Here is a 24,487-nt window from a genome sequence, read left to right as displayed (position 1 = left end):
ATGCCCTGGTCGAGAGGGGCGACGAATGCGAAGTGGAGCGCGTCGCGCGCAATCTCGATGAGCCGTTCCGCTCTGCTTTCCGCTGTCACGGTTCGACGCTGAAGAGGTTCTCGCTGTGTGCCGCCGCCAGCTCCGCCACCCGCGCCTGGAATTCCTGGGAGTCACCAGGACCGCGCCCGTGCTCGAAGCACTCGATGAGGCCCTCGCGCCCCAGGTAGTCGGTCGGCGGGCGGGAGTGGTCGCCGGGCTTCGCCGTCACATAGAGCGCGCGCTCGACCGGATCGAACCCCCGCGGCCGGTGTACACCGGTGATCGTGCCGCCGGCGGCCTTGAGGAAGCTGATCGCCGCGATCCCTTGCGGCGTGTCGGGGATCTGCGGCAGCTCTTCGATCGTCCGGCGGTACGCCGCGATGTGCAGGTCGTACGGGCTGAAGCCGTAGACCCGGTCGATGAGGTCCATGATGCCGTCGCCGCCGGGGCGGGCCCCGACCTCGACCACGCTCAACTCGTCCCCGTTGACCAGGATCTCGACGTGGGCGATGCCGCGGTCGATGTGGAGCGCCTCGCAGGCCTTGAGCGCGAGCTCGCGCAGTGCGGCGTTGCCGGTCTCCCGGCTCGGCACCAGCTGGCCGGTCTCGGCGAAGTACGGGGGTGCGCTCTTGCTCTTGTCGGTGACGGCCAGCACCGCGCGGCTGCCCTCGTAGTTGATGACCTCGACGGAGACCTCGTGCGTCGAGACGAAGTACTCCTCCACCTGGAAACGTCCGTCAGTGAGGTCGAAGGTCCCGGCGACCTCCATGAGCGAGGAACGGCAGTGCTCATAGGCGTCGTCGAGTTCGTCAGCCGCGTTGACCCTGATGATCCCGACGCTCCCGGCGAAGTCCCTCGGCTTCAGCACCAGGGGGAACTCCAGCTCCGCGGCTATTGCTCGCAGCTCCTCGGCGGTGGAGAACAACCGGTGCCGGGCGCAGGGAACACCGGCTTCCTCAAACGCCACCTTCATCGTGTGCTTGTCCCGCGAGAGCCGGAGCGCTTCGTCGGAGAGCGCCGGCAACCCGTAGTGGTGGGCGATCGTCACCGAGGCCTGCAGGGTCATCTCGTAGATGGGAACCACCGCGTCCGGCTTCAGGCCGGTCTGCCGCTCGAATTCCTCCACTGCCTTCAGCGCGGACTTGGCGTGGTAGGGACTGGCCGGGAGGACGTGGTCGAAATACCGGTTCGCACCGGAAACGGGATCCTCCGTCATACCAATCACCGGGCCGGGATAGGCACGCAGGGCGGAAACGATGGCTCGCTCACGCAACATCAGATCGGCACCGAGCAGCAGAAGGTACCGGTCCCCGTTAGCGTGGGCACGCTGCAAACTGAACATGGACTTCCTTAGCGCTTCGTCACCATGACGTGGCGAGGGTCTCAGCGCTGGTTCCCGAAACGTTCCCCCTCTGGTACTCAGGGCTTCGGCGCAGTCGCGTGACGTCCGTTTTGTGATCACGCGAGGCCGAGGAGGACGAGGGGCCGGGTCCGAGGAAGGCCAGGAAGTGTCCGCCCTGCTGTTCGTAGCGGACGGTCGGACGGCGGTAGCCGAACAGCCAGGCGGTGCCTGCCCAGGCGCTCCTTGGACTCCACGCCCGGCCGCGTGCACGTTCGCCCCGGAGGCGGCGACCACCAGGGGCAGGCCCTGGGCGTCGCAGGCCACGTGGATTTTTCTAGTGGTTGTCGCAACACTCCTGTTCGGGGAGTGCGATGGACTTCGGGATTCGGGTGGATCGACGGCCGAAGGGCCGGGTGAAGCCGGTGCGGGAGCGGGAGGCGTACTCGCGGCTCGTGCAGCAGGGCGTGAGCTACACCGAGGCGTACCGGATCGTGGGCGTGGACCGCAGGACCAGCCAGCACTGAAAACCACGAAGGCCCAGGTCAGACGATGTCTGCCCTGGGCCTTCCGTGGAGCCGCCTGCGGGATTCGAACCCGCGACCTACGCATTACGAGTTTGCCCAATCACTGTCCGCGACCGTCCGCGCTCGTCCGCACCGCTGGTCAGTGGACTACGTAGCACGGTCGCGGACCGTCACAGACGCGGTGGACTGAGACCAGGACTGAGACCGGACGCCTGACCGGCCGCGTCTCCCGCAGGACCACCGCGAGGGCGGACAGCCCGGAAGCTGGCAGCCCTCCCCCGGAATCGTTCATCCTGTCTAGGTATCGACCTAGAGAAGGGAGCGGCCAGTGCCCGAGCGGAGCCCGCGCGGTACCTACCTGCGGATCGCCGATGCGCTGCGAACCAAGATCAGTGGAGATTCCACAGTGACGTCGCTTCCCTCCGAGGCGGAGCTGATGGAGGAACACGGCGTCGCCCGCACCACGGTGAAGCGCGCTCTCGATGTCCTCGCGGCCGAAGGCCTGATTCGGTCACAGCCCGGCGTCGGATGGGTTGTCGGACGCGCCAAGCCCAAGATCCCGGTGCTCGACCAGCTCATCGCTCTTGCTCGAAAGCTCGACGTCGGGGCCGACTTCCCATCAGAGAAGGAACTCACCGAGACCACCGGTGCAGCGAGAGGTACCGTCCGACGCGCCCTTGCACAGTTGGAGGGCGCCGGGGTCCTCGAAGTGCGCCACGGGAAGGGCCGAACCATCCGTGCCCTGCCCGCCAATCACATCTAGGAGCAGATGCCCGTGTGGGCCTACGACCTTGCCGAGTCCCTGCTGTCCACCGATCTGCCCCGCCGCTGGGCCCACTCCAAGGGGGTAGCGGGCAGGGCGCGCGCCCTGGCCGGAATCCTCGGCCCGGACGCCGAGCTGCTGGAGTCCGCAGCCGTTCTGCATGACGTCGGGTACTCGCCGCAGATCGTCGACACCGGGTTCCACCCGCTCGACGGCGCTCGGTTCCTCCGCGCGGAGAACGTGGACGAGCGCATCGTGCGGCTGGTCGCCCACCACTCGTGTGCGCTGCTCGAAGCGGAGGAACGCGGTCTGCGGCGAGAGCTGGAAGAGGAGTTCCCGCTGGAGGAGCCGCACCTGGTCGACGCGCTGATCTACTGCGACATGACCACCACGCCGGACGGCACGCCGACGACGACGCCGGACCGGATCGCGGAGATCGTGGGTCGGTACGGACCGGACAGCATCGTCGGGCGATTCATTCGCCGCGCCGAGCCGGAGATCGACGCTGCCGCGCGCCGCGTCGAAGGTCGTTTGGTCCAGGTCGACACCACGGCCTAACCGATGTACGGCTGCACTCGGTCAGGCTCCAGACCATGCTTGATCCGCAGCCGCATGGACGGGTGAATGTCCAGGTCATCGAGGTCCGCTGGGTCCACCCAGCGGACCTCTTTCGACTCCGAACTCGTCCGCAGCGCGCCGCCGACCGGCAGGGCCTTGAAGCAGATGGAGAACTGCTGCCGGACCTCTCCGTCGTCGTACGCCATGACGTGCGCCGGGTCGGTGTACAGGCCGACGACCGAGGCGACCTCTACGTCGATCCCGGTTTCCTCGCGCACCTCGCGAACAACCGTGTCCGCCACGGACTCCCCGATGTCGTGCCCGCCTCCGGGAAGCGCCCACAGGTCGTTATCCGTCTTGTGGATCAACAGCAGCCGCCCCGCGGCGTCGGTCACCACGGCAGTGACGGACGGAACGACGGAGTTCGCCGGCGGAGCGGCCGGGTCGTGGAAGTAGTCGATCCGGCTCATGCTGCGGCCTCACTTTCGAGCTGGGGCGAGGTGATGGTCCGGGCGTTCTCCCAGATCCGTTCGATGCTCGCCGCGTACGTGCTGAACAGCTCACCACCAGGCACCTGGGAAAGATGCAGGACCGGGGCCAGATAGGCCCCGACACCGTAGACGTGCCCATTGACGAGCAGGTCGTCATCGGCCCGATAGAGCGAGTTGTAGAGCGTGGTCGAGTGGAGACGGAACTCGACCCCGGGAACGCTGAACAGCGGCCCATAGTTGGCCAGCGCATTTCGGATCTTGCCTGCCATGGCGGGCCCGATCCCCTCGTCTTCACCTCGCTGGGCCACTCCGGGGCAGTCCGGATCGCCCAACATGAGCCGCACGGGCACGCCAGCCTGTGCCTTCTCCCGGATCAGCCGGAAGAACAGCGGGTCCTCCGAGAGCCAGAAGCCGGCGTACACCACCAAGTCGAAGTGGTGCGTGGCCTTCGCATAGAGGCAGGTCCACAGCCCCTTCGGTACCACAGCGCGGTGCGGGTAGAGCTTCACCAATTCCGCGCGGCCGGCCTCCGCCGTCGCGCTGCTGGTCTGTTCGTCCGACCAGAGCTCCGACAGATCGCGCTGCAGGAGGTTCGCGAGCGCGTACTGGAAGCGCCGGTACGGGCGTCGGCCGTCCTTGGCCTCCACCCAGCGCTCCACCGTCCGGGGGCTCGTTCCTAGCCGCTCCGCGATCTGCTCGATCGTCAACTCGCTGGCGAGGATCGCCCCTCGCAGCCTCTCGTTGGCCATCTCGTCCTCCCCTGGACGAAGTTGCGGCGCTTGGACGTTCTGGGACGACTTTGACGGTAGCGAAGTCGAACCGCAGCCGTCCAGGCACGCCGTGTTCCGACAGGGCCGGAGAGCCGAATCTAGTGATGCGCGGTCGGGAATCTCCGACCGAACCAAGCGAAGGACTTGACGAAGCGTCGGCTTCTCGGCATCGTAAGAGACATGTTCAACATGTCTCGCATGGCGAGGCGGACGAACTGACAGCCCTTCTTTGGGCTGCTCTGAGCTGCACAAACGCGCCCGTGAATGGCCGGCTACCGCCGTGCCCAGGGTGAAGGGGCCCGGGACAAATCGGGCCGAGGCAACCGGCGCCTTGGCAGTCCGGATGGCTAGAGACCGAAAGGTCAACGCCGCCCATGCCTGGGAGTACATCCCGAAAGGGCGGCATCACGGCCCCTGCTCCGCTTCGGCGGGGTGAGGCCCGAGCTGTGAACGAGTGACTTTGGTCCGGCCCTCCGCTCGCGGTTGGGCCGTGGCCATGGCTGCTCGTGCACCACGACAAGCTGGGCCCGCATGGGTCGGGCCGCCGCGCTCCCGGCCAAGGTACGCGCGGCGGCCCTGCGGGCTCACCCCCTGATTGGACGAGGTGAACCCATGAAACTGATTGTCGCAGGCCAGGACGCCGCGACGCCGGACGAGTTCGCGGAACTCGCCTTCGGCTTCGGTGTCGACGCCGAGTTGTTCGCCGGCGTCGAGGGCGAGTCCGCCGAGCAGCAGCGGGCCCGTCTCGACGTCGCGCAGGAGGTGCTGCGGGACCTGGAGGGCCCGGCGGCGCGGTTCGCGTCCGCGCTGATGCGCAAGGCCGAGCGCCGCCGGGTGCTGACCTGGAAGGCGGCGGCGTGATGGCACAGCTCCACAGCCTCCTCAGCGGCGCGGCGACCCGCGCCCCGCACCGGACCGCCCGCACGGCCGCCGCCGTGCTCATCGAGGTGCGCCCGGACGGCGGCGGAGACCTGCGCGGCGCCGCCTGCGCCGGCGTCGACACCGACCTGTTCTACCCGGACCCCGAGGAGATCGGGGCCGAGGCCGCCGAGTGGGCCGGGCGCCGCGCCAAGATGATCTGCGCCGGGTGCCCGGTGCTCACGATGTGCCGGGAGCTGGCGCTGGAGCGCCACGAGAAGCACGGGATCTTCGGCGGGATGACCGCCCGGGAACGCGCCTCGCTGCACGAGCGCCGCTTGAAGGTCGCCGCCCGTGAGCGGCGCGCCGCCGGGGGTGCTCAGTGATGAACGCCTCGATGCTCACCGCGCTCACGACGCGCTCACCGCGCACCGGGTGGTGGTCGCGGTGAAGGCGCCGATGAGCCCCGATCAGATCCGGTCGGCCGAGAAGGCGTTGGCCGTGGGGACGTGGACGATCACGCTGGGCGCGGTCCTCTACAGCGTGCTCACGGTGACCCCGCTGATGTCCGGTCACACCCCGAAGGGCTGGCAGTGGACGGCCCCGATCCTGCCGCTGGTCGTGGACGCGGCGGTGGTGATCGTGATCCGCATGGACAGCACGCTCGCCCGCCTCGGCGGCGACGGCGGCCGGTGGCCGGTGGTCCTGCGCTGGATGACCGGGCTGATGACGGTGCTGCTCAACGTGGGTCTGTCCGCCCTGAACCGGGACGCGGTCGGGGTGTCGGTCCACGCGGTGGCGCCACTGCTGCTGATCGTCACGGCGGAAACTTCGCTGGCCTACCGGCGGGCGATCGCCGCCGCGCTGGCCGCTCGTGAGGACCGTGAGCGCGATGAGCGGGCCGAGCGCGAACGCCGCGCCGACGAGCGCCGCCGGCAGGACCGCGAGGACCGGTTGGCCGACTACGAGCGGGCCGAGCAGCGCGAGCGTGAGCGTCGTGAGCACGACGCGCGGATGGTCCGCGAGGAGCGTGAGCACGCCGAGCGCATGGCCCGTGAGGAGCGTGAGGAGAGGGCCCTCCGTGAGGCTGCTGAGCGCGCCGAACGGCAGCGCCGGGAGGATGCCGCGCGGGTCGAGCGTGAGCGTCGTGAGCGCGAGGTGAGCGAGCGTGAGCGCCGTGAGCGCGACAGTGAGCAGAGCGCCGAGCAGGACGCTGAGCGCTTCCGGCAGGAGCTGATGTCCGCGCCCGCCGTGGACGCCCGCCTGCCCGAGGACCAGGCCCGTCTGAAGGTCCAGGACTGCATCGTGGCCCGCGTCCCGCAGCGCCGGGCGGTCGAGCTGACCGGCTGGTCCGTCGGATGGGTCGCCAACCGCTACCGCGAGTTCAGCGCGGCCGGCTCGGAGCGCCCCGCTCTGCACGCCGTGTACACCACCGACGAAGAGGCCACCGCCCCGGCCGCTGAGGAGCAGGCATCGTGACCACCACCGCCGAAACCCCCGACACCAACGCCGACCAGGTCAAGGCCGCCGGCGCCCTGCTGGCCATCCTCACCGCCCACCCGCGCCTGCCCGCCGCGAGGGTCCATCTGCAGCCCATGCCGGTGCCCGGCACGTACGAGTGGGCGTGGGGCCTGTACATCGCGCTGCATGACGACCTGGGCGGGTTCGAGCAGTGGCGCCAGGCTCTCGGCCTCGACCTCGCCCGAGTGGAGCACAAGCACCACGCCACGAGCGCGTGGCTGACGGTCACCGGCACGCACAGCGGCGCACCGGTTGGCCTGTTCGGCTTCTACACCTTCGACCCGGACGACGAGCGATGAGTCGGCCCCGGTTCTGGGATCCGGAGGGCCGCCGGTTCGGGGGCATCCCCACCTACCCGTGGAGGATGGCCCCGGCCGGTCTGCTCACCCGCCGACAGCTCCGCGCCCGGGGCCTGCGGCCCGGCGGGCAGGACGTGGCCGCGCAGGTCATGTGGCGCTCCCGCTTCGGCGGGACCCGCCCCGCCTACCTCTACCGGCTCGCCCTGGCCAAGCCCGTGGGGCCGATGACCCCGGCGCGGGCCGCCGCGCTCGCCAAGGCCAATCAGGCGCGCCGCACCTGCCCCGCCTGCGGGCGGGACGCCGGCTACGTGCTCCCCGCGCACCTCGGCACCTGCCTGCTCTGCGCCGACAGCACCGCCCTCGCGGCCTGAATCCACCCACCCCCTGACCTGCTCTGCCGCCACCTGAGCAAGGAGATCCCTGTCATGTCCGTGACCGACATCAACATCGTCAGCTTCGGCTACCTGCACGACGCCCCGCCGCCCGCCCACCTGACGCTGGACCTGCGCCTGCACTTCAACGACCCCGACGTCAACCCCGACCTGCGCTACATGACCGCCGAGGACCTGCCGGTCCGCGCCGCCGTCCTCGCCACGCCCGGCATTCAGGAGCTCATCGCCGCCACCGCCGCCACCGTTGACGCGTACGACTCCGGCCCCGAGGACGGTCCGCTCACGATCGCCGTCGGATGCGCCGGCGGTCGTCACCGGGCTGCGACGGTGGCCCGTGTCCTCGCCAAGCGCGTCGGCAAGACCGGCGTGCCGGTCCACCTCACCCACCGCGACCTGCCCAAGCCGGTCGTCGAGCGCTGAAGGAGCCGAGCATGACCACCAGTCGAGCGGCCCGCTTCACCGCCGTCTACGCGCTGCTCCGGTCGGCGGCGGACGTCGCGGACCACTGGATCCAGAGTGACCACCAGGCCACGACCAAGGGCGAGAGCGGGGCGGCCGGCCGTCGGGCCTGCGCCGCACACGTCGCCTCTTACACCGCCACGCAGACCGCCCTCGTGCTCGGCGGCGCCCGCCTGCTCGGCGTCCGGCTGCGGCCCGGCCCGGTGGCCGCCGCGCTCGTGCTCAGCGCGGTGACGCACTACGTCGCCGACCGGCGCGAGCCGCTGCGGCGTCTCGCAGACGCCACCGGCAAGAGCGCCTTCGTACGTCTCGCCGACCACGGCATGAACGGGGCGTACTGCCTGGACCAGGCGTGGCACCACGCCTTCGAGACCTGCGCCGCGCTGATCGCCTCCGCCTAACCGGCTGACGGTTGCCTGTCCTCGCCCGGCCCTTGTGGGTCGGGCGGGGGTGGGGAGTCGGGACAGTCCCGGCCCGCAGGGGAGACACCGCGATGAGCGTGAACACGACGTCGCCGAACGGCGGCCCGAACAACGGCAACACCCGCAACGGCTTCGGCTCCGGGGCGACGTTCGCCCCCGGGATCAGCATCAACGTCAGCAAGAACACCACCGCCGGCGGGGCCGGCGCGCCGAAGCCGGGCGCCGCGGCGAACCCCGGCACCGGCGTGGACCGCACCTCGGCCCTGGCCCTGCCGGAGCCCGCGTTCTACTCCGCCGCCGACGTCCGGTCCTACTGCGAGGCCCTGCGCGCGTTCGCGTCCTACTCCGCGATCGAGGTGCAGGTGGCGGCCGAGATCCTCAAGGCCGCGCTGGAGCAGGCCCCCAGCATCCCCGGGGACCACGCGTTCCAGAAGAAGATGCGCGCCCGCGCGGTCGCCAAGAAGCTCGCCAAGGCCGCCGACGCCCTGACCGACGCCGCGAAGGACGCCGCCGCCACGTGGGCGGCCTTCCAGCGCGAGTACGCCGATGTCATGACCCCCCGACCGGCGCCCCAGCAGCGCCCGTTCCAGTTCTGAAAGGGAGCACCGCCGTGCCGAAGAAGGACACCGACCCGGAGGTGCAGCACCGGGAGAACCTGGAAGGCGCCAGCACCGGGCGCGGGATCGTCGCCTGGATCGCGCACCGCGCCAAGCCCTACACCCCGCCGTGGATCCTGGCCGGCGCCGTCGGGATCGCCGGGTCCGCCGCCTCCCTGGAGTGGGAGGGATCGGCGGCGGCCGGCGTCGGCCTCACCCTCAGCTCCGTCGCCCTGACCGGGATCACCTGGTGGGCCGGCCGCTCCACCGGCCCGCAGCGGCGCCTGCACTCGGCCGTCACGGTCGCCGCCGCCTGCGCGTGGGTCACCGGCGCCGCCCTCGCCGGCCCGACGGCCGGACCGCTGCCGGACACCTTCCTGATGGGCGCGCCGGTCGCGGCCCTGTCCTGGAACATCCGCCAGGTGATGCGTCGCAACCCCGACGCCGTCCAGGTCGCCGCCGACGCGGACGCCACACTGCTGGAGAAGGTGAAGCTCGCCGGGGCGAAGATCCGCCGCGCGGAGGTCGAGCCGAACCGCGTCACCGCCGAGCTCACCCTGCCCGCAGGGGAGATGACCAACGACGACGTCACGCGGGCGCTGGGCAACATCGCCTCCGCCCTGGACGTCGCCCCCACCGCCGTGCGCTACCTGCCCGACCCCGACTCCGCCCGCCGGGGCGACCTGGTCGTGGTGCCCCGGGACATGCTCGCCGAAGTGGTCGAGTGGGAGATGCCGACCAACGTCGGCGGCTCGATCGCCGATCCGCTGGTCATCGGCCGCTACGACGACGGCTCCCCGCTCCTGCTGTGGCTGCCCGGCGACCCGGAGACCGGCCGCAACGGCACCCACCTGGGCATCTTCGGCATGACCGGCTCCGGCAAGGGCGACGGCGCGCTGAACGTCCTCACCGAGATCATGGGCCGCCGGGACGTCATCGTGTGGCTGTCCGACCCCAAGTCGTTCCAGGACTTCGGCCCGCTGCGGCCCGGTCTGGACTGGGCTGTGGAGGGCGGGGCCGAGACCGAGACCATGGTCAGTGCCTTCCAGGCCGTCATCCCCGCCCGAACCCGTTGGCTCGGCGCCCACGGCTACCGCCAGTGGGTCCCCGCCGCCGCCGAGCAGCAGACCAACCCGGCGCACTCGTGCCACAAGGGCCGCGCCTGCGGCTGCGAGGGCATGCCGTTCCTGGTCGGCTGGTTCGAGGAGGCCGCCGCCACCATCCGGTTCATGGGCGACGAGGGCTTCACCGAGATCGCCCAGCTCGCCCGCGCGGCCGGCGCCGCCCTCGTCATCTCGCTCCAGCGCCCCAGCCACGACCAGATCAGCACCAGCACCCGGGCCTCGCTGCCGTCCGTGCTGGTCTTCGGCCTGGACGCCCGGGACGAGGGCATGGCCCTGCCCGGCCCGGTCCTGGACGCCGGCGCCCACCCGGGCACGTGGGCCAACCGCCGCCCCGGCTACTGCTACCTCGTCACCCCCGGCGTCGGCGAACAGCGCTACAGCTCCCCCGGCCGCACCTTCCGCTTCACCGGCCGGGCCGCCCGCGTCATGGAACAGCTCGCCGCGTGGGCGGTGCGCAACGGCGCCAAGGTCGACCCCGTCACCGCGAAGGCCGCCGCCGCCACCGCCGGCCGGGCCTACACCGACCGCCACAACCAGGGCACCGCCGACGACGAGGACGGGGACAGCGTGTACGCGGACGACACCGACGCCGACAGCGGGGCGGAGCGGCGCGTGGACCCGGAGGACGAGGGCCTGGACCCGCAGGCCGAACTCCCCCCGGTCCCCGACACCCTGGCCGACATCACCTTCGGCCCGGAGTCGACCGCCCCGACCTTCACTCCCGAGGAAGCCCGCGCCGCCATGGACGCCATCGTCGCCGAGTTCGAACAGGGCGGCGTGATGGTGATCGGCCCGAAGGACGTCATGGAGCACGCCACGCGCTTCGGCCGCACCCGCCCGTGGGTCTCCGGGGAGTTCCGCCGCCTCATCGAGGAGGGCCGTCTGGTGCCCGCCGCGCAGAAGGGGCGGTACCGGATCGTGCCCGCCCCGGCCCTCGTCTGACACCCCTGACACCTGACACCCGCTGACACCCATTCCCCTTGGCAGACGGGGTGTCAGACGGCCCCTGACACCGTCTGACACCCCGCCCTGACACCCCCGCGCCGCGCCCCTGACGGGAGAAGCACCGTGGACCACACCAACCCCCAGCCCTACGCCGCCCAGGTGCTCTACAGCCCGGACGGCACCCCCTACTACGCCCACCAGGCACCGCCCGCCCCGGCGCCGGTCGCCCTCTACCGGCCGCCGACTCAGGCCCCGCTCCCGGTCCAGCACCCCGGCCCGGCCCTCGCATACCTGCCCGCCCCGTACAGCCCCGCGCCGCTCCCGGTGCCGGTGTCGGTTCCGGTGCGGGACCCGTGGCCCGCCCGCCTGCTCGCCGGCGGACTCGGCATCGGCGGCGCGGGTTTCGGTCTCGGCTTCCTGCTCCAGACCCTTGCCGCCGCGACCACCGGCCTCGGCCTGCTCGTCGCCGCGCTCGGCGTCCTCTACCTGCTCAAGAACGGCGGAGGCGGCGGTCGGGGCGGGCAGGGCGCCGTGAACGTGAGCGTCAACGTCACCAACCGCAACCGCTAACAGCTCTGGCCGGCGACCGTGTCCCCTCACCTGGACTGGCGCGACGCCCGCCACTTCGACCGCACCGGCGACCGGCCGTGTCGCTGGTGCGGCCGTCTCACCCCGCTGAGGGACGAGCAGCGCAGACCCTCGCACAAGGTCTGCGCCGAGAACGCGATCAACGACGACGGCGGCCCCCTCCCGCCAAGAAGCAGGGCCGCCGTCGATCCAGCAGAGAACTGGAGGCATCCAGCATGACCCAACTGACCGACGTTCGGGGAGAGCACCTGACCACCGCCCTGTTCCTGGCGGCCGGCGGCGTGCCCGTACTGCCGCTGCGGGCCGGGAAGAAGACGTTCGGCAACTGCCGACGCTGCACCGGCAACGCGTGCGGCGGCCGGCCGAACATGAAGACCCCGGGCCCCTGCCAGTGCCCGAAGCCGTGCCACGGCTGGGCTGCCGCCACCACCGACCCCGACGTCATCGACTCGCCCGCCTGGGCGTGGGCGTGGCGCGAGGCGGCGGCGGTGGCCTACCACCCCGGCGGCGCGGGCCTGACCGTCGTCGACCTCGACAACGCCGAAGCCATCGCCTGGGCCCGCGAGACCCTGCCCGCCACCCGGACCGTGCGCACCACCAGGGGCGAGCACTGGCTCTACCAGGGCGTCATGCCCTCCTCCAACGCGGTGCGGCCGGACGTGGACATCAAGTCGGCTATGCAATACGCACGTTGGCTCGGTCCCGGCGCCGGCCCCCTCACCGCCCTGCCGGACGTCGTCCGCGCCCTGGTCGTGAAGGAGCCCGCCCCGGTCCGGCCGGCCGCCGTCACCGTGCCCGCGCCGGCCAGGGGCGGAACGTGCCCCCATCGCACCCCTGCCTTCCTGGAGCGCGGCATCGCCATGGCCGAGCAGCGCATCGCCGACGCTGCCAGCGCGGTGCACACCACCGTGTTCGCGACGTTCCTCGCGGTGCTCTCGACGCACGGCCGGTGCGGCTGCCTGACCGAGGCGCACACCGCGCGCCTGTTCGCCGCCGCACAGGCCAAGGGCGAATCGCCGAGGCACTGCGCCGACGCGTGGACCAACGCCCTGACCCGGCTGGGGATGTAGCGGTGGCCGAGGACGAGAAGACCCCCGCGCGCGAGATCATCGCCGACTACGCCCAGCGGCACTTCCGGTACTTCCGCACCGCCGACGGGACCGTGTACGCCCAGCGCACCGGCCACCCCGTGGCCCGTCCGATCCGCTCCCAGGGCACGACCGGCAGCCACCGCCAGGAACTCATGGTCGGCCTGTACCGGGACGGGGTCGGCGTGTTCAACGGGACCGCACTCAAGGAGGCGTTGGACTTGATCGAAGCGCTCGCCCTGTCCGAGGACGTGCAGAGCGTCCACATCCGCGTGGCCCCCGGGTTCGAAGGGGCCACCTGGCTCGACCTCGGCCGGGCCGACGGAAAGTCCGTGCGCATCCACCCCACCAGCTGGGACATCCTCACCCCGGACCCGCGTGAGGTCTGCTGGCGGCGCACCCAGCTCACCGGCGAACTGCCCCTGCCCGCCAAGGACACCGACGGCAAGGGCATCGATCTGCTGCTCAGGCTGTGCAACTTCGCCAACGCCCAGGCCGAGTGCCTGGCCATCGCCTGGCTCATCGGCTGCCTCGGACCGTCCGTGCCCGTCCCCGCCCCGTTCCTCACCGGACCGCAGGGCGCCGGCAAGTCCACCGGCGGCCGGATGCTGACCAGGATCATCGAGGGCATGAGCGGCGACCTCCGCCGGGCGCCGAAGGACGAGGAGAACCTGATCGCCGCCGTCGCGGCCGGATGGATCACCGCCCTGGACAACCTCTCCCACATGACCCCGGACCTGTCCGACGCCATGTGCTGCATCGTCACCGGCGCCGAAAGCGTCAAGCGCGCCCTGTTCACCGACGGCGACGTGCACCGCTCCGCCTACCGCCGGCCCCTGCTCCTGACCGGCATCGATGTCGGCGTCATCCGGCCTGACCTCGCCGAACGGCTCCTGCCCCTGCGGCTGGAGCGGCCCCGTGTGAGGCGCACCGAGGCGGAGCTGTGGGCGGAGTACGCCGAGGTCCTGCCCGTCGTCCTCGGGTCCCTGCTCGACCTCACGGTCAAGGTCCGCGCGGCCGAGGCGGAGACCCCGACTGATCTGCGCATGGCGGACTTCGCCCACCTGTGCGCGCAGCTCGACGCTGCGACCGGCTTCGGGTCGCTGGCCGCCTACCGGGCCAGCCTGGACGACCTGAACGACGACGTCATCGAGGGCGACCTTCTCGCGCAGACCGTCCTCAAGCACGCCGAGACCATTGCCAAGGGCCAGGCACAGCGCATGACCTCCACCGAGTGGCTGCAGTGTCTCGGCCGCCTCTACAGCGGCGACGAACTGCGGCCCCTGCCCAAGGGCTGGCCGACCACCGGCAAAGTCCTCTCCGACCGCCTCAAGCGCCTCCAACCGACCCTCGCCGCCCGGGGCGTCCTCATCGACACCGGCCGCACCAGCGAAGGCCGCTACCTCGAAATGGCCCGCCCCGCCCCCGTGCCCCCGCACGAACAGCAACAGATGCACTGACCCCGGGTGCCGCCCGGACAAGCAAGAAGAGCACCGGCGTGCCGAGCGGGTGCTCTTCTTGCTGTTCGGCGGAGCCGCCCAAAGGTCGTGTCGCGCAGCGGCTCCTTCTTCACGCTCTGAGGCGCACCAACCACCAACAGACACCCCTCTTTTGTCCTAAGTAGGAAGACGCTGCGTCATCTGCGTCACGCGGCCCGGAAGACGGCCTCTGGCCTGCACCGAAAGCCATGACGCAGACGGCGGCGCCTGCGTCATCCTGCGTCATCTGCGTCATGCCATGACGCAGCCCACGACGCAGCGATGACGCAGCCCCCGACCACTGCGTCACACAAACGACCAGGTCAGAGACCTGAATGACGCTGATGACGCAATGACGCAGAAATCCGCACCTAGGACACGCACGCACGAGAAGCCCCCGCCACCGCCCTGATCACCATTGGCGCCACCAGACACCCCACCTGCCCGGGCGATCGAGCCCCAGGAAGGAACCACCGTGACCGTGCCCGCCGCCGCGACTCGCCCGGTTCTCCTGACTGCCGAGGAGGCCGCAGAGATGCTGCGCATCGGCCGCTCGACGGTCTACCAGCTCCTGGCGAACAAGGAGTTGGTGTCCATCAAGATCGGACGCTCTCGCCGCATCCGGCCCGCCGATGTCGAGGCATACATCGAACGCCAGGTCGCCAACGCCGCCTGACCATCCCCACCAACCAGTCCTTCGAGGGCGCCGGGCAGCACCACGCCCGGCGCCCTCGCCACTTCAGGAGCACCACGTGAGCGAGCGCAAGACCCGCCTGCCCAACATGGAATCGACCATCTACCAAGGCGCGGACGGCCGTTGGCACGGCCGCGTGACCATGGGCGTGAAGGCGGACGGCAGTCCCGACCGGCGCCACCGAAGCGCCAAGACCGAGCCCGAGGTGCGGCGCAAGGTCAAGAAGTTGGAGGCCGACCGCGATGCCGGGCAGGTGGCGGCGGCCGGCCGGGCACCGACGGTCGAGCAGTGGATGACCACCTACCTGACCACGATTGCGAACCAGCGGTTGAAGCCGCGCAGCCTGGACGACTACTGGTCGAAGACCCGGAACCACATCATCCCCGGCATCGGCAAGCACCGACTGGACCGGTTGCTGCCGGAGCACCTGGACGAGCTGTACGGACAGCTCCGCGCCGAGGGGCGGGCCGGATCGCACGTCCTCAAGGTGCACCGGATCATCTCCCGCGCGCTGAAGATCGCCCACCGTCGGGGCAAGGTGGCCCGCAACGTCGCCACGCTGGTGGACTCGCCCACGGTGGAGGAGACGGACGCAAACCCGTTCACCCAGGAGGAGGCCCGGCGCTTCCTGGTCGCCGCGATGAAGCGCCCGACCCGCGTCCGCTGGGTGATCGGCGTCGGCCAGGGTCTGCGCCAGGGCGAGGCGTTGGGCCTGCGCTGGAAGTACGTGGACGAGGATGCCGGGCAGATGGACACGTCGTGGCAGCTACAGCGGCTGAAGTGGCGTCACGGGTGCGACGACCCGCACGCGTGCGGCGAACGGCTGCACCGGGACGCGTGCGAGCCGGGGTGCGCCAAGCACCGCCGCTACAAGCGCGGGTGCCCGAAGCCCTGCCCGCCGAAGTGCGACCGGCACGCCAGCACCTGCCCGAAGCGGCACGGCGGCGGCCTCGCCTTCACCCGGCCGAAGACCAAGGGCAGCCGTCGTACGACCCCCTTGCTCCCGCCGCTGATCCCGCTCCTTCGCGAGCAGCGCCAGCAGCAGGAGGAGTGGAGGGAGGCGGCTGGCGACGAGTGGCAGGACTATGGCCTCGTGACCTGCCGCCCCGACGGGCAGCCGATCGACCCTCACGCCGACTGGGAGGAGTTCAAGGAGCTGTTGGCCGAGGCCGGGATCGAGGACCGACGCCAGCACGACGGCAGCCGGCACTCCGCCGGGACGATCCTGAACGAGCTGGGGGTCGACCCGTTCACGATCATGGAAATCCTCGGCCATTCCCAGATCAGCATGACCCGCCGCTACGTCAAGACGACCACCCCGACGACCCGCGAGGCAGCCCGACGCATGGGCAACGCGCTGTGGCCGCAACCATCGGCTCTCGACGGGGGCGATGTGACTCGGGCAACACGCCGAGCACTACGTCGCCGACGGGTCCAATAGCCGCGTGTGGCCTGCCCGGACTAACGGGCAGGCCACACAAATACAGCCTGGGTCAGCCCCAGCTCTTCCAGTGCTCAAATCTGAGGCGATTGGCTTTGAGGATTTGATCATGCAACAGATGCATTGTCACTGCACCCAGCTCGATCAAATTATAGACGACATCCTCAAACGACATTCTGCCTGTTCGCATGTGGTTTTTTCTGCTCACCGGGCCCTCATTGCACAGCAGGGCCGTCCCCAGGTGCTGATGAGGGTAATCAACATCACCCTTGGCTTCCGGGTGCCAATGGTAGGCGATGAGCTCAGACTCGTCAGCCCGCAAAATGCTATACATGTAGCCGCGAGTAGAAACCTTATATCGCCCATTAGATGAAACCGCGGAGCCGAATTTATCTACGCTCCGCTCGACTACTGTAAATTGGATGGATGCCTCCAGGTAGAGGAATCCGCCAGTATTTAGCTTCACTTTCACTGGATCGCCCCTATTTAGCGAGGCCACGCCAAGGCCACCAACGGGGTTGCCCGTGTTAGAGCGAAGCCACACAGAGCGAGTTATGCACGACGAAGAGGCCTGCAACGGCTCCATGAAGTCGTCGATCGCCGCGGCGGGCGTCCTACCTGGCATTGGCCAGCGTCGCCCTTACCAATGGAAGGAGCATTGCAACTTCCTGCGCGCGGACGTTCTCGTCCGCACCCACGTAATCACCGGCATCCCACTTCGCAAGGAACTCCTCCGCAGAAATTCCAAGCTTTCGCCGGGCTGCGCGGTCAAGCGCCGCCATTCCCGCCGAATGATCCGCTTCAACCACAGCCGGCAGAACCGCAACCAGAGTGCCAAAGGATCCAGCCTGATTCGTCTGAGTGGACACTCGTGCAGGCTGATCAGTTGTGGTCACTGTCGACTGCGGGAGAATCTCATACGTGGCAGTCACTTTCCCTCCCCCTGCTTATCGAAGTTCAGTGCAGCCTGTTCCAATACTTGGATTAGCTGACTGAGGTGTCGCCTCGATACCGCAAATCGACTGAGCGGCCTTACCGGGACATAGTCGATCTGGCGCACGCTCTCCCGCATCTGGTCTGCATCTTGACCGAGGATGATCGGCGGCGTTGCAACACCAAAAGTGAGGAAGATCTGATCTTGATCCATTTGGGCCATGACTTGGTTCGCTACCGGGACCGGGAGGTCGTCCACGCCCACCCAGACGAGCGGCACCGCGATCTGCTCACTGCTCTCACCGTCGGACATGACCACATCGTGACACGCTCCAAGGACATTGCCCATAGGGGGCGCGCCTCCGTCGCAAGTGAGACCAGGACTGAGACCAGCAGCAGGCGACCCAGCCGCCTCTCCTGTGGCCGGACTCAAAAAAGGCCTGGTCAGGGTGATTCTGACCAGGCCTTCCGTTGGAGCCGCCTGCGGGATTCGAACCCGCGACCTACGCATTACGAGTGCGTTGCTCTGGCCAACTGAGCTAAGGCGGCGTCGCTGCCCTACGCGCTGGCAACGCGGGCCAGTCTACACAGGTTCGCGGGTGATCCGTAACGGGATATCGCGGCGGGCGTCAGGCGGAGGAGACGGCGAGCTTGGCGGCGAAGCCGGCGAAGAGGACGGCGACCCCGCTGGTGAGGGTGGCGGAGAGCCGCTTGCGGCGGCGGAAGGCGGTGGCGAGGGTGGTGCCGGCGAAGATCAGCAGGGTGAGGTAGAGGAAGCTGAAGGTCTGCAGGATCCCGCCGAGCAGGGCGAAGGAGAACGCCGGCTGGCCGTAGGACGGGTCGACGAACTGCGTGAAAAATGACAAGAGGAACAGGATCGCCTTCGGGTTCAGCAGGCTGATCACGAGCGCGCGCCGGAACGGCCGCTCGACGGTCCCGGTCGTCTGCTCGTCCGCCGTCGTGCCGGCGTCGGCGGCGGCGCGGTGTTCGCGCCACAGCTGGCGGGCCGCGCGGAGCATGCCGAAGCCGATCCAGAGCAGGTAGGCCGCGCCACCGAACTTGACCACCGCGAAGACGGCCGGGTTGGCCTTCAGCAGCGAGGCGGCGCCCAGCGAGGTGAGGCTGATGAGGGTGAAGTCGCCGACGAAGACGCCGGCGGCGGCCCGGTAGCCGGTCCGGACGCCCTTGCGGGCGGCGACGGACAGCACGTACAGGGAGTTGGGGCCGGGCAGCAGGACGATGACGAGGGCGCCGATGACGTACGTCGCCAGGTTGTTGACACCGAGCACGGTGCGCTCCGGGGAGAGGAGGGGGCGGGGAGGCGCTCATCGTAACGTCGTACCGGTGATCGATTGAAGCTGAAACTACCTGGTGGGACGGCCCTTGATCGTCTACCGGCCGCAGCGCTTGCCCTGCTCCGGCGGTTCACCGGTCAGCAGGTAACGGTTGACCGCGCCGTCCACGCACGCGTTGTGCCGCCCGTACGCGGTGTGGCCGTCCCCGTCGTAGGTGAGCAGCCGCCCGGACTCCAGCTGGCCCGCCAGCGCCTGGGCCCACGCGTACGGCGTGGCGGGGTCGCGGGTGGTGCCCACGACGACGATCGGGGCGGCGCCCGCGGCCCCGACGGTGTGTGCCGAGCCGGTGGCCTTGACCGGCCAGTAGGCGCAGGTCAGCGCCATCCACGCCATGTCGCGACCGAAGTGCGGCGAGGCGTGCTCGAAGTCCGGCACCGCCCGCCGGACGTCCTCCGGGCCGGCGAAGGGCGCGGGCAGGTCGAGGCAGTTCACGGCCGTGTTGGCGAACATCAGGTTGGGGTAGGAGCCGTCCGGCTCGCGCCCGTAGTACGAGTCCGAGAGCTTCAGCAGGCCGGTGCCGTCCCCGGCCGCGGCGTCGGTGAGCGCGCCGCGCAGCTTGGGCCACAGGAAGTCGGCGTACATCGCTTCGAGGACGCCCGTGGTGGCCTGGGCGTGGCTGAGGCGGCGGCCGCCGTCGGTGGTGGCCAGCGGCTGGGCGCGGACGGCCGCCAGCAGGGCGGCGAGCCGGTCGCCGGCCTCCTGCTCGGTGCGGCCGAGCGGGCAGTCGTCGCGCCGGGCGCAGTCCTTGGCGAAGGCCGCCCAGGCGGTCTCGAAACCGCCGGCCTGGGTCCGGTTGCCGGCCACGGAGTCGAGGGACGGGTCCATCGCGCCGTCCAGGACGAGCCGCCCGACCCGCCCGGGGAAGAGCCCGGCGTACGTGGCACCCAGGAACGTGCCGTAGGACTTGCCGACGTAGCTGAGCCGCTCGTCGCCGAGGAGCGCGCGCAGCACGTCCATGTCGCGGGCGGCCTCGACGGTGCTCACGTGGCCGAGCGCCGCGCCGGCGCGCTCCCGGCAGCCCTCGGCGAACTCCTTGTCGGCGGCCACCAGGGCGTCGACCTCGCGCTGGTCGGCGGGGGTGAAGCCGACGGACGTGAAGGCGTCCATCCGGTCACCGCTCAGACAGGTGACGGGGCTGCTGCGGCCGACGCCGCGCGGGTCGAGCCCGACGAGGTCGTACCGGGCGCGGACCCCGCCGTCGTACGTCCGGGCGGCGGCCTCCACGTACTCGACCGCCGACCCGCCGGGACCGCCCGGGTTGAGCAGCAACGAGCCGATCCGGCCCCCGGCCTGCGAGGCCGCCGCGCCGGGGAGCGCAGGGGCGCGGACGGCCGTCAGGGAAAGGTCGCCGTCAGCGGGCCGACCGTAGTCGACCGGCACCTTGAAGGTGGTGCACTCGAACCCGTCGTCGCACGGCTGCCACGCTAGCCGCTGCGCGTAGTACGCACCGAGCTCGGCGGGCACCTCGGCGGGCAGCGGCTCCAGCGCCGTGACCTCGGCGGGCGGCGAACCCGGCGAAGACGCGGCCTCCGCCCCACCGCCCGAAGCGGGCACGCCCGCACTGCACCCGCCCGCCAGGAGCCCGGCCGCGGCGAGCGCTGCGGCCAGTACCCGCCCGGTGGCCTTCATCCGGATCCCTTCGATTCGATTCGATCCGCTCGACTTCGCTGGGACCGTCCGACCACCGGCGACTGCCCGCCGAAGGCGCAGCTCAGGAGGCCTTCCCCAGCGTGTCGGCCAGGTACTGCGCCGCCTGCCGCACGAGCCGCAGCCGCTCCCGGTCGGGCGTGAAGTCCTGCACGTTGTCCGAGATCCGCACGTCCGCCTTGGCCGCGGGACCGGCCCCGCCGTGCAGCGCGGCCTGGAGCTTGCGCGCCGCGTCCAGCCCGGCGGCGTCCGCCTTCGCGGCGGCGAGCATCAGCTTCGCCGCCGTCCCCGTGGGCGCCTCCGCGCCGGCCTGGGTGAGCGCGGCGGCGTCGTACCGCCCGGAGACGGCCGCCGCGGCGCCGTAGAGGTCCGGGCGGGCCAGCCCCGCCGCCGCGGCGCACGGCGCGCCGCCCTCGACGCCGAGGGTGCCCCAGGAGGCCGGGCCGGGCGGCAGGGCGCGGAAGGTGACGGCGATGGTGGTGCGCAGCGCCGCGTCGTCGGCGACGGCCTGCGGGGCGGCGGCGACGAGGTCGCAAGGGTGCGCGGTGCCGTTCGGCGCCTCGGGGGCGACCAGGATGAACGGCCGCGCCTTGCCGGTCTGCAGGGCCGAGCCGATGCCCTCGAAGACGTCCGGGACCTCGGCGTCGGCGGTCTTGCGCGGGGTCGCGGCCTGCATCACGACGACCGGGAAGCGGGCGTTCGGCTCCTTGGCGTACTGCGGCGGCAGCCAGACCCGGACGTTGCGCGGCTTGCCGTCGGGACCGAGCACGGCGGACTGCAGCAGTTCCCCGCCGCCCGGGTGGCCGACGCTGTCGAACCGGCTCGGCACGGCGGCCGGCGACGTCGCCGCCGCGGCCTGGGCCACGGCGGCCTCGGCCGTGGGCGGCACCGCCTGCTGCCGGGGGCCAGCGCTCTGCGCATCGCCCGCGGCGGCCGCGTCCACGGCGGGCTCCGCGCGCTCCGCCGGCTCCTCAGCGGTCCGGGTCATGCCGCCGAACGCGCCGAAGGCGGTGAGCAGCGTCAGCGCCGTGACGCACACCCCGCAGACCATCGCCCCGGCCGCCCGCAGCAGCATCGGCCACCGGTCGCCGGCCAGCTCGTACGCCTGGGCGGCCCGCAGGTCGCGCCAGCGCAGGTGGGCCCCGCGGGCCAGCCAGAGGCCGCCGAGAGCGGCCGCCAACAGGGGGATGACGAGGAGCGAACGGACCACGGAACGCACCACCTAGGGCGGAGGACCGGACGACCGGGACGGACCCGGCGCCGTACGGGACGCGACGGCCCCGGCACCGGGGCGCAGTCGGCCCCCAGCGTGCGGGACGACCCGGCGGTCACACGCGGGTGTGCCCGGCGCGTACCGACCGTTCACTCGAAGGTGGGACACCGGGGTAGGGCGGGAAGCGGAACGCGCCCGCCCCTGGACCGCCCCGCGCGCCTCAGCCCGCGCGCAGCGCCACCGTCATCGCCTCGACCGCGAGCAGCGGGTCGACGTTGCGGTCCAGCGCCCGCCGGCAGGCGAGCACCGCCTCGATGCGGCGCAGCGTGCCCTCCGCGGGGCCCGCCTGGGCGACCCGGTTCAGCGCCTGCCGCTGGTCCTCGTTGGCCAGCGCGCCGGTGGAGCCGAGCTGCAGCGCGAGCACGTCGCGGTAGAAGCCGAGCAGGTCGAGCAGCGCGACGCCGAGAGTCTCGCGGCGGGTGCGGGTGGCCCGGCTCTTCTGCCGCTTCTCCAGTTCCTTGACCGCACCGGCCATGCCGCGCGGCGCCTTGCCGCCCTCGGCGGCGCCGTAGACGGCCTTCAGGTCGTCGGTCTCCTTGGCGTCCTGCGTCTCGGCGAGCGCCTCGGCGTCGGCCTTGGCCGTGTCCACCAGGCGCTGGGCCGCGGCGAGGCAGCCGCCGATGTCGGAGACCTCCAGGGGGATCCGCAGTACCTCGGTGCGCCGGGTCCTGGCCTGGTCGTCGACGGCCAGGCGGCGCGAGCGCTCGACGTCGCCCTGCCCGGCGAGCGCGGCCAGGCGCGCCGTGTCCGGGTCGACGCCGTCGCGGCGGACCAGCATGTCGGCGACCGCCTCGGCGGCCGGGGTGCGCAGGACGAGCAGGCGGCAGCGCGAGCGGATGGTCGGCAGCACGTCCTGGACGGAGGGCGCGCAGAGCAGCCAGACCGTACGGGGGGAGGGCTCCTCGACGCCCTTGAGCAGCGCGTTCGCGGCGGCCTCGGTGAGCCGGTGCGCGGCGTCCACGAGGATCACCGACCAGCGCCCGCCGGTCGGGTAGCTGCAGGCGCGCAGCACGAGGTCGCGCATGTCGCCGACACCGATCGACAGCCCGTCGGTCCGGACGTACTTCACGTCCGCGTGGCTGCCGGCCAGCACGGTGTGGCAGCCATCGCAGAACCCGCACCCGGGCGTGCCGCCGAGCGCGAGGTCCGGACTGGTGCACTGGAGCGCCGCGGCGAACGACCGCGCGGCCGTGACCTGCCCGGCCCCGGGCGGCCCGGTGAACAGCCAGGCGTGCGTCATCAGGGAGGCGTTGGCCCCCTCCGCCGGCCCGGCGCCACGGCCGGCCGTCACCATCGCCCCGGCCGCCTTGGCGGCGGCGGTCAGCTGCTCGACCACCCGCTCCTGGCCCACCAGGTCGTCCCAGACGGCCACTGCTGCTCCCAAGCTCCGTACGGCTGCGCTCCGCCGTCGAGCATACGTGCCCGCCCGGACACCCACTGCGCCGTCCGAGCGACACCCCACCCAGCACCACCGCACCCACCTAACCCCCCTTTCCCCCCGACCCCACCCAAGGCGAGAGGGTCGGGCTGCGGGAGGGGGTGGCGGAGGGGGTGGCCGCGGAGAGGGGCGTGACGGGTGATTTTCAGACTGCCAACGGTCTTAACCACCCACCCCACAGAGTCGGCAGTCGGAAAATCATCCAGCCCCCGGAGCGGCCACCCCCGGAGCCACCCCCGGCGTCACCCACCCACCCGAAAGCCCACCCCGCGCCCCAAGCCCCGCGCAGCGGCCCCCACCTCCACCCGCAACCGCCCCACCACATGCCGAATCAACCGATCCAAATCCGCGCAATACACAGACGGATGCCCGAACCCGTCCCCCGCATACCGATGCGCATAGAGCCCACCCCCACACACCCGGACCAACGGGCACCCCGCACACACCGGCCCGAGCCCGTCCACCCCACGCTGGCGAGCCAAGAAGGCCGGATGCGCCGCAGCGTCGGCGAAGCCGTGCCGCCACACGTCCAGTCCCGTCGCCGCGGCGCCGTCGTACGCGGCCTTGAGGCTGTCCGCCTGCTCGATCGTGCCGTCCGCCTCGATCACCACGAGGTCCACCGGCGCGAGCCCGACGGCCTCGCTGGCCGCGCGCCCTCCGAGCAGCAGCACGGCCAGCTCCTCGAACAGCCGCACGCCGGTCTCCCGCCGGGGGGCGTCGAACCACCGGTCGAAGGCGGCGATCAGCCACTCCCCGTACGGCGCCGCCTCCCCGCCGGCCGGGGGCGCGGACGGCAGGACGCGCCGCACGCCCGCCGGCTGGGACTGCCAGGTCGCGTGCGGCAGGAGCAGGTCGAGCCGGGGCGGGGCGAACTCCAGCAGGGCCTCGTAGGTGGCCACCGGGTCCGCCGCCAGGTCGACGACGCACAGCAATCCGGCGAACAGCGAGCGGTGTTCGGGCGAGCCGAGCAGCCGCACCGCTTCGGCGGTCCGCTCCCAGCTGCCCGCGCCGGAGGGCAGCAGCCGGTGCCGGTCGTGGTCGGCGCGCGTGCCGTCCAGTGACACCCCGACGCCGACGCCGTACCGGTGCAGGACGTCCAGGAGCGCGGGCTCGTCGAGCAGCCGGAGCCCGTTGGTCTGCAGGCTGAACCGGACCCGCGGCCCGGCTCCCGCCAACTCCCCCAACAGGTCGTCGAGATGACCGGCGCCGACGAGCAGCGGCTCCCCGCCGTGCAGCACCACGACGACCTCGTCGAGCCCGTGCTCGGCCGCGTGCTCGGCGATCCGGCGCGCGGTGCGCCGGACCACCGGCAGCTCCATCCGCCGGGGCCGGTCCCGCCAGCTCTGGTCCGCGGCCTCGTAGACGTAGCAGTAGTCGCAGGCCAGGTTGCACCGACTGTGGATCTTCAGCAGGAACTGCCGGAACGCCACCATACGGCGAGCCTAACCCCGCCCGGCC

General features: G+C 71.4%; 28 protein-coding genes and 1 tRNA gene. 17 read left to right on the top strand and 12 right to left on the bottom strand.

Annotated features, from left to right (window positions below; all coding sequences use genetic code 11):
* Positions 1–85: 85 nt before the first annotated feature.
* The gene (locus ACFV4G_RS02345; protein WP_380435614.1) at positions 86–1,246 is read right to left on the bottom strand and encodes an acetyl-CoA carboxylase biotin carboxylase subunit family protein; all 1,161 of its coding nucleotides are present in this window, start codon (positions 1,244–1,246) and stop codon (positions 86–88) included.
* A 497-nt stretch (positions 1,247–1,743) separates the two neighbouring features.
* Here ACFV4G_RS02345 and ACFV4G_RS02340 point away from each other — a divergent pair, with 497 nt between their 5' ends.
* From ACFV4G_RS02340 to ACFV4G_RS02330, 3 genes are all read left to right on the top strand, one after another.
* Positions 1,744–1,896, top strand: coding sequence for a hypothetical protein (locus ACFV4G_RS02340; protein ID WP_380435612.1), 153 nt, complete (start codon positions 1,744–1,746; stop codon positions 1,894–1,896).
* A gap of 328 nt (positions 1,897–2,224) precedes the next feature.
* A complete protein-coding gene (locus ACFV4G_RS02335) occupies positions 2,225–2,659 on the top strand; it encodes a GntR family transcriptional regulator (RefSeq protein WP_380435609.1) in 435 nt (144 codons plus the stop codon).
* A 6-nt stretch (positions 2,660–2,665) separates the two neighbouring features.
* Complete coding sequence (locus ACFV4G_RS02330; protein ID WP_380435607.1) at positions 2,666–3,217, top strand: HD domain-containing protein; 552 nt, start codon at positions 2,666–2,668, stop codon at positions 3,215–3,217.
* Here ACFV4G_RS02330 and ACFV4G_RS02325 read toward each other — a convergent pair.
* Positions 3,214–3,687 carry an NUDIX hydrolase gene (locus ACFV4G_RS02325; RefSeq protein WP_380435605.1) on the bottom strand — a complete coding sequence of 158 codons (474 nt, stop codon included), beginning with the start codon at positions 3,685–3,687 and terminating at the stop codon, positions 3,214–3,216. The genes ACFV4G_RS02330 and ACFV4G_RS02325 overlap by 4 nt on opposite strands.
* Complete coding sequence (locus ACFV4G_RS02320) at positions 3,684–4,457, bottom strand: helix-turn-helix domain-containing protein (RefSeq protein WP_380435602.1); 774 nt, start codon at positions 4,455–4,457, stop codon at positions 3,684–3,686. The genes ACFV4G_RS02325 and ACFV4G_RS02320 overlap by 4 nt, the downstream gene beginning before the upstream one ends.
* A 633-nt stretch (positions 4,458–5,090) precedes the next feature.
* Between ACFV4G_RS02320 and ACFV4G_RS02315 the strand changes: the two genes are divergently transcribed.
* The 14 genes from ACFV4G_RS02315 (at position 5,091) to ACFV4G_RS02250 (ending at position 16,383) form a co-directional block, all read left to right on the top strand.
* A complete protein-coding gene (locus ACFV4G_RS02315; protein ID WP_380435600.1) occupies positions 5,091–5,339 on the top strand; it encodes a hypothetical protein in 249 nt (82 codons plus the stop codon).
* On the top strand, positions 5,339–5,722 hold the full coding sequence (locus tag ACFV4G_RS02310) for a WhiB family transcriptional regulator (protein WP_380435598.1): 384 nt from the start codon (positions 5,339–5,341) through the stop codon (positions 5,720–5,722). Before ACFV4G_RS02315 ends, ACFV4G_RS02310 begins: the two co-directional genes overlap by 1 nt.
* Before the next feature lie 73 nt (positions 5,723–5,795).
* Entirely contained in the window at positions 5,796–6,815 is a 1,020-nt protein-coding gene (locus ACFV4G_RS02305; RefSeq protein WP_380435764.1) for a DUF2637 domain-containing protein, read from the top strand.
* Positions 6,812–7,156, top strand: a complete 345-nt coding sequence (locus ACFV4G_RS02300; RefSeq protein WP_380435596.1) for a hypothetical protein — start codon at positions 6,812–6,814, stop codon at positions 7,154–7,156. Before ACFV4G_RS02305 ends, ACFV4G_RS02300 begins: the two co-directional genes overlap by 4 nt.
* Complete coding sequence (locus tag ACFV4G_RS02295; RefSeq protein ID WP_380435594.1) at positions 7,153–7,527, top strand: RRQRL motif-containing zinc-binding protein; 375 nt, start codon at positions 7,153–7,155, stop codon at positions 7,525–7,527. Before ACFV4G_RS02300 ends, ACFV4G_RS02295 begins: the two co-directional genes overlap by 4 nt.
* Before the next feature lie 54 nt (positions 7,528–7,581).
* The gene (locus ACFV4G_RS02290; RefSeq protein WP_380435592.1) at positions 7,582–7,968 is read left to right on the top strand and encodes an ATPase; all 387 of its coding nucleotides are present in this window, start codon (positions 7,582–7,584) and stop codon (positions 7,966–7,968) included.
* An 11-nt stretch (positions 7,969–7,979) separates the two neighbouring features.
* Positions 7,980–8,408 (top strand): hypothetical protein, encoded by a 429-nt coding sequence (locus ACFV4G_RS02285; protein ID WP_380435590.1) that lies wholly within the window; start codon positions 7,980–7,982, stop codon positions 8,406–8,408.
* A 92-nt stretch (positions 8,409–8,500) separates the two neighbouring features.
* Positions 8,501–9,025, top strand: coding sequence for a plasmid transfer protein TraA (gene traA / locus ACFV4G_RS02280; protein WP_380435588.1), 525 nt, complete (start codon positions 8,501–8,503; stop codon positions 9,023–9,025).
* Between the two features lie 14 nt (positions 9,026–9,039).
* On the top strand, positions 9,040–11,091 hold the full coding sequence (gene traB, locus ACFV4G_RS02275; RefSeq protein WP_380435586.1) for a plasmid transfer protein TraB: 2,052 nt from the start codon (positions 9,040–9,042) through the stop codon (positions 11,089–11,091).
* A gap of 126 nt (positions 11,092–11,217) precedes the next feature.
* The gene (locus ACFV4G_RS02270; RefSeq protein ID WP_380435584.1) at positions 11,218–11,664 is read left to right on the top strand and encodes a hypothetical protein; all 447 of its coding nucleotides are present in this window, start codon (positions 11,218–11,220) and stop codon (positions 11,662–11,664) included.
* Positions 11,665–11,897: 233 nt separating this feature from the next.
* Positions 11,898–12,752 carry a bifunctional DNA primase/polymerase gene (locus ACFV4G_RS02265; protein WP_380435582.1) on the top strand — a complete coding sequence of 285 codons (855 nt, stop codon included), beginning with the start codon at positions 11,898–11,900 and terminating at the stop codon, positions 12,750–12,752.
* A gap of 2 nt (positions 12,753–12,754) precedes the next feature.
* Positions 12,755–14,230 carry an ATP-binding protein gene (locus ACFV4G_RS02260; protein WP_380435580.1) on the top strand — a complete coding sequence of 492 codons (1,476 nt, stop codon included), beginning with the start codon at positions 12,755–12,757 and terminating at the stop codon, positions 14,228–14,230.
* A gap of 493 nt (positions 14,231–14,723) precedes the next feature.
* Positions 14,724–14,924 carry a helix-turn-helix domain-containing protein gene (locus ACFV4G_RS02255; protein ID WP_380435578.1) on the top strand — a complete coding sequence of 67 codons (201 nt, stop codon included), beginning with the start codon at positions 14,724–14,726 and terminating at the stop codon, positions 14,922–14,924.
* 106 nt (positions 14,925–15,030) lie between these two features.
* Positions 15,031–16,383, top strand: a complete 1,353-nt coding sequence (locus ACFV4G_RS02250; RefSeq protein ID WP_380435762.1) for a tyrosine-type recombinase/integrase — start codon at positions 15,031–15,033, stop codon at positions 16,381–16,383.
* A 52-nt stretch (positions 16,384–16,435) separates the two neighbouring features.
* Here ACFV4G_RS02250 and ACFV4G_RS02245 read toward each other — a convergent pair whose 3' ends face one another.
* The 9 genes from ACFV4G_RS02245 to ACFV4G_RS02205 all read right to left on the bottom strand — a co-directional run bounded on the left by ACFV4G_RS02245 (position 16,436) and on the right by ACFV4G_RS02205 (position 24,462).
* Positions 16,436–16,855 (bottom strand): hypothetical protein, encoded by a 420-nt coding sequence (locus ACFV4G_RS02245; RefSeq protein WP_380435576.1) that lies wholly within the window; start codon positions 16,853–16,855, stop codon positions 16,436–16,438.
* Positions 16,856–16,997: 142 nt separating this feature from the next.
* On the bottom strand, positions 16,998–17,252 hold the full coding sequence (locus tag ACFV4G_RS02240) for a hypothetical protein (RefSeq protein WP_380435574.1): 255 nt from the start codon (positions 17,250–17,252) through the stop codon (positions 16,998–17,000).
* Positions 17,253–17,311: 59 nt separating this feature from the next.
* A complete protein-coding gene (locus ACFV4G_RS02235; RefSeq protein ID WP_380435572.1) occupies positions 17,312–17,629 on the bottom strand; it encodes a hypothetical protein in 318 nt (105 codons plus the stop codon).
* A 159-nt stretch (positions 17,630–17,788) separates the two neighbouring features.
* Positions 17,789–17,865: transfer RNA gene (locus tag ACFV4G_RS02230), tRNA-Thr, on the bottom strand.
* An 80-nt stretch (positions 17,866–17,945) separates the two neighbouring features.
* Entirely contained in the window at positions 17,946–18,605 is a 660-nt protein-coding gene (gene leuE, locus ACFV4G_RS02225) for a leucine efflux protein LeuE (RefSeq protein WP_380435570.1), read from the bottom strand.
* A 102-nt stretch (positions 18,606–18,707) separates the two neighbouring features.
* Positions 18,708–20,300 (bottom strand): alpha/beta hydrolase, encoded by a 1,593-nt coding sequence (locus ACFV4G_RS02220; RefSeq protein WP_380435568.1) that lies wholly within the window; start codon positions 20,298–20,300, stop codon positions 18,708–18,710.
* 82 nt (positions 20,301–20,382) lie between these two features.
* Positions 20,383–21,528: a hypothetical protein gene (locus ACFV4G_RS02215; RefSeq protein ID WP_380435566.1), complete on the bottom strand. Its 1,146-nt coding sequence runs from the start codon at positions 21,526–21,528 to the stop codon at positions 20,383–20,385.
* A 223-nt stretch (positions 21,529–21,751) separates the two neighbouring features.
* Positions 21,752–22,963, bottom strand: coding sequence for a DNA polymerase III subunit delta' (locus ACFV4G_RS02210; RefSeq protein ID WP_380435564.1), 1,212 nt, complete (start codon positions 22,961–22,963; stop codon positions 21,752–21,754).
* Positions 22,964–23,271: 308 nt separating this feature from the next.
* A complete protein-coding gene (locus ACFV4G_RS02205) occupies positions 23,272–24,462 on the bottom strand; it encodes an FxsB family cyclophane-forming radical SAM/SPASM peptide maturase (protein ID WP_380435562.1) in 1,191 nt (396 codons plus the stop codon).
* Positions 24,463–24,487: the final 25 nt, after the last annotated feature.

The organism is Kitasatospora sp. NPDC059747, from assembly GCF_042732955.1.
In the GTDB taxonomy this organism is placed as follows: Bacteria; Actinomycetota; Actinomycetes; order Streptomycetales; family Streptomycetaceae; genus Kitasatospora.
Note: the sequence above shows the minus strand (reverse complement) of the source record. Positions and strands in the feature narration are given on the sequence as shown.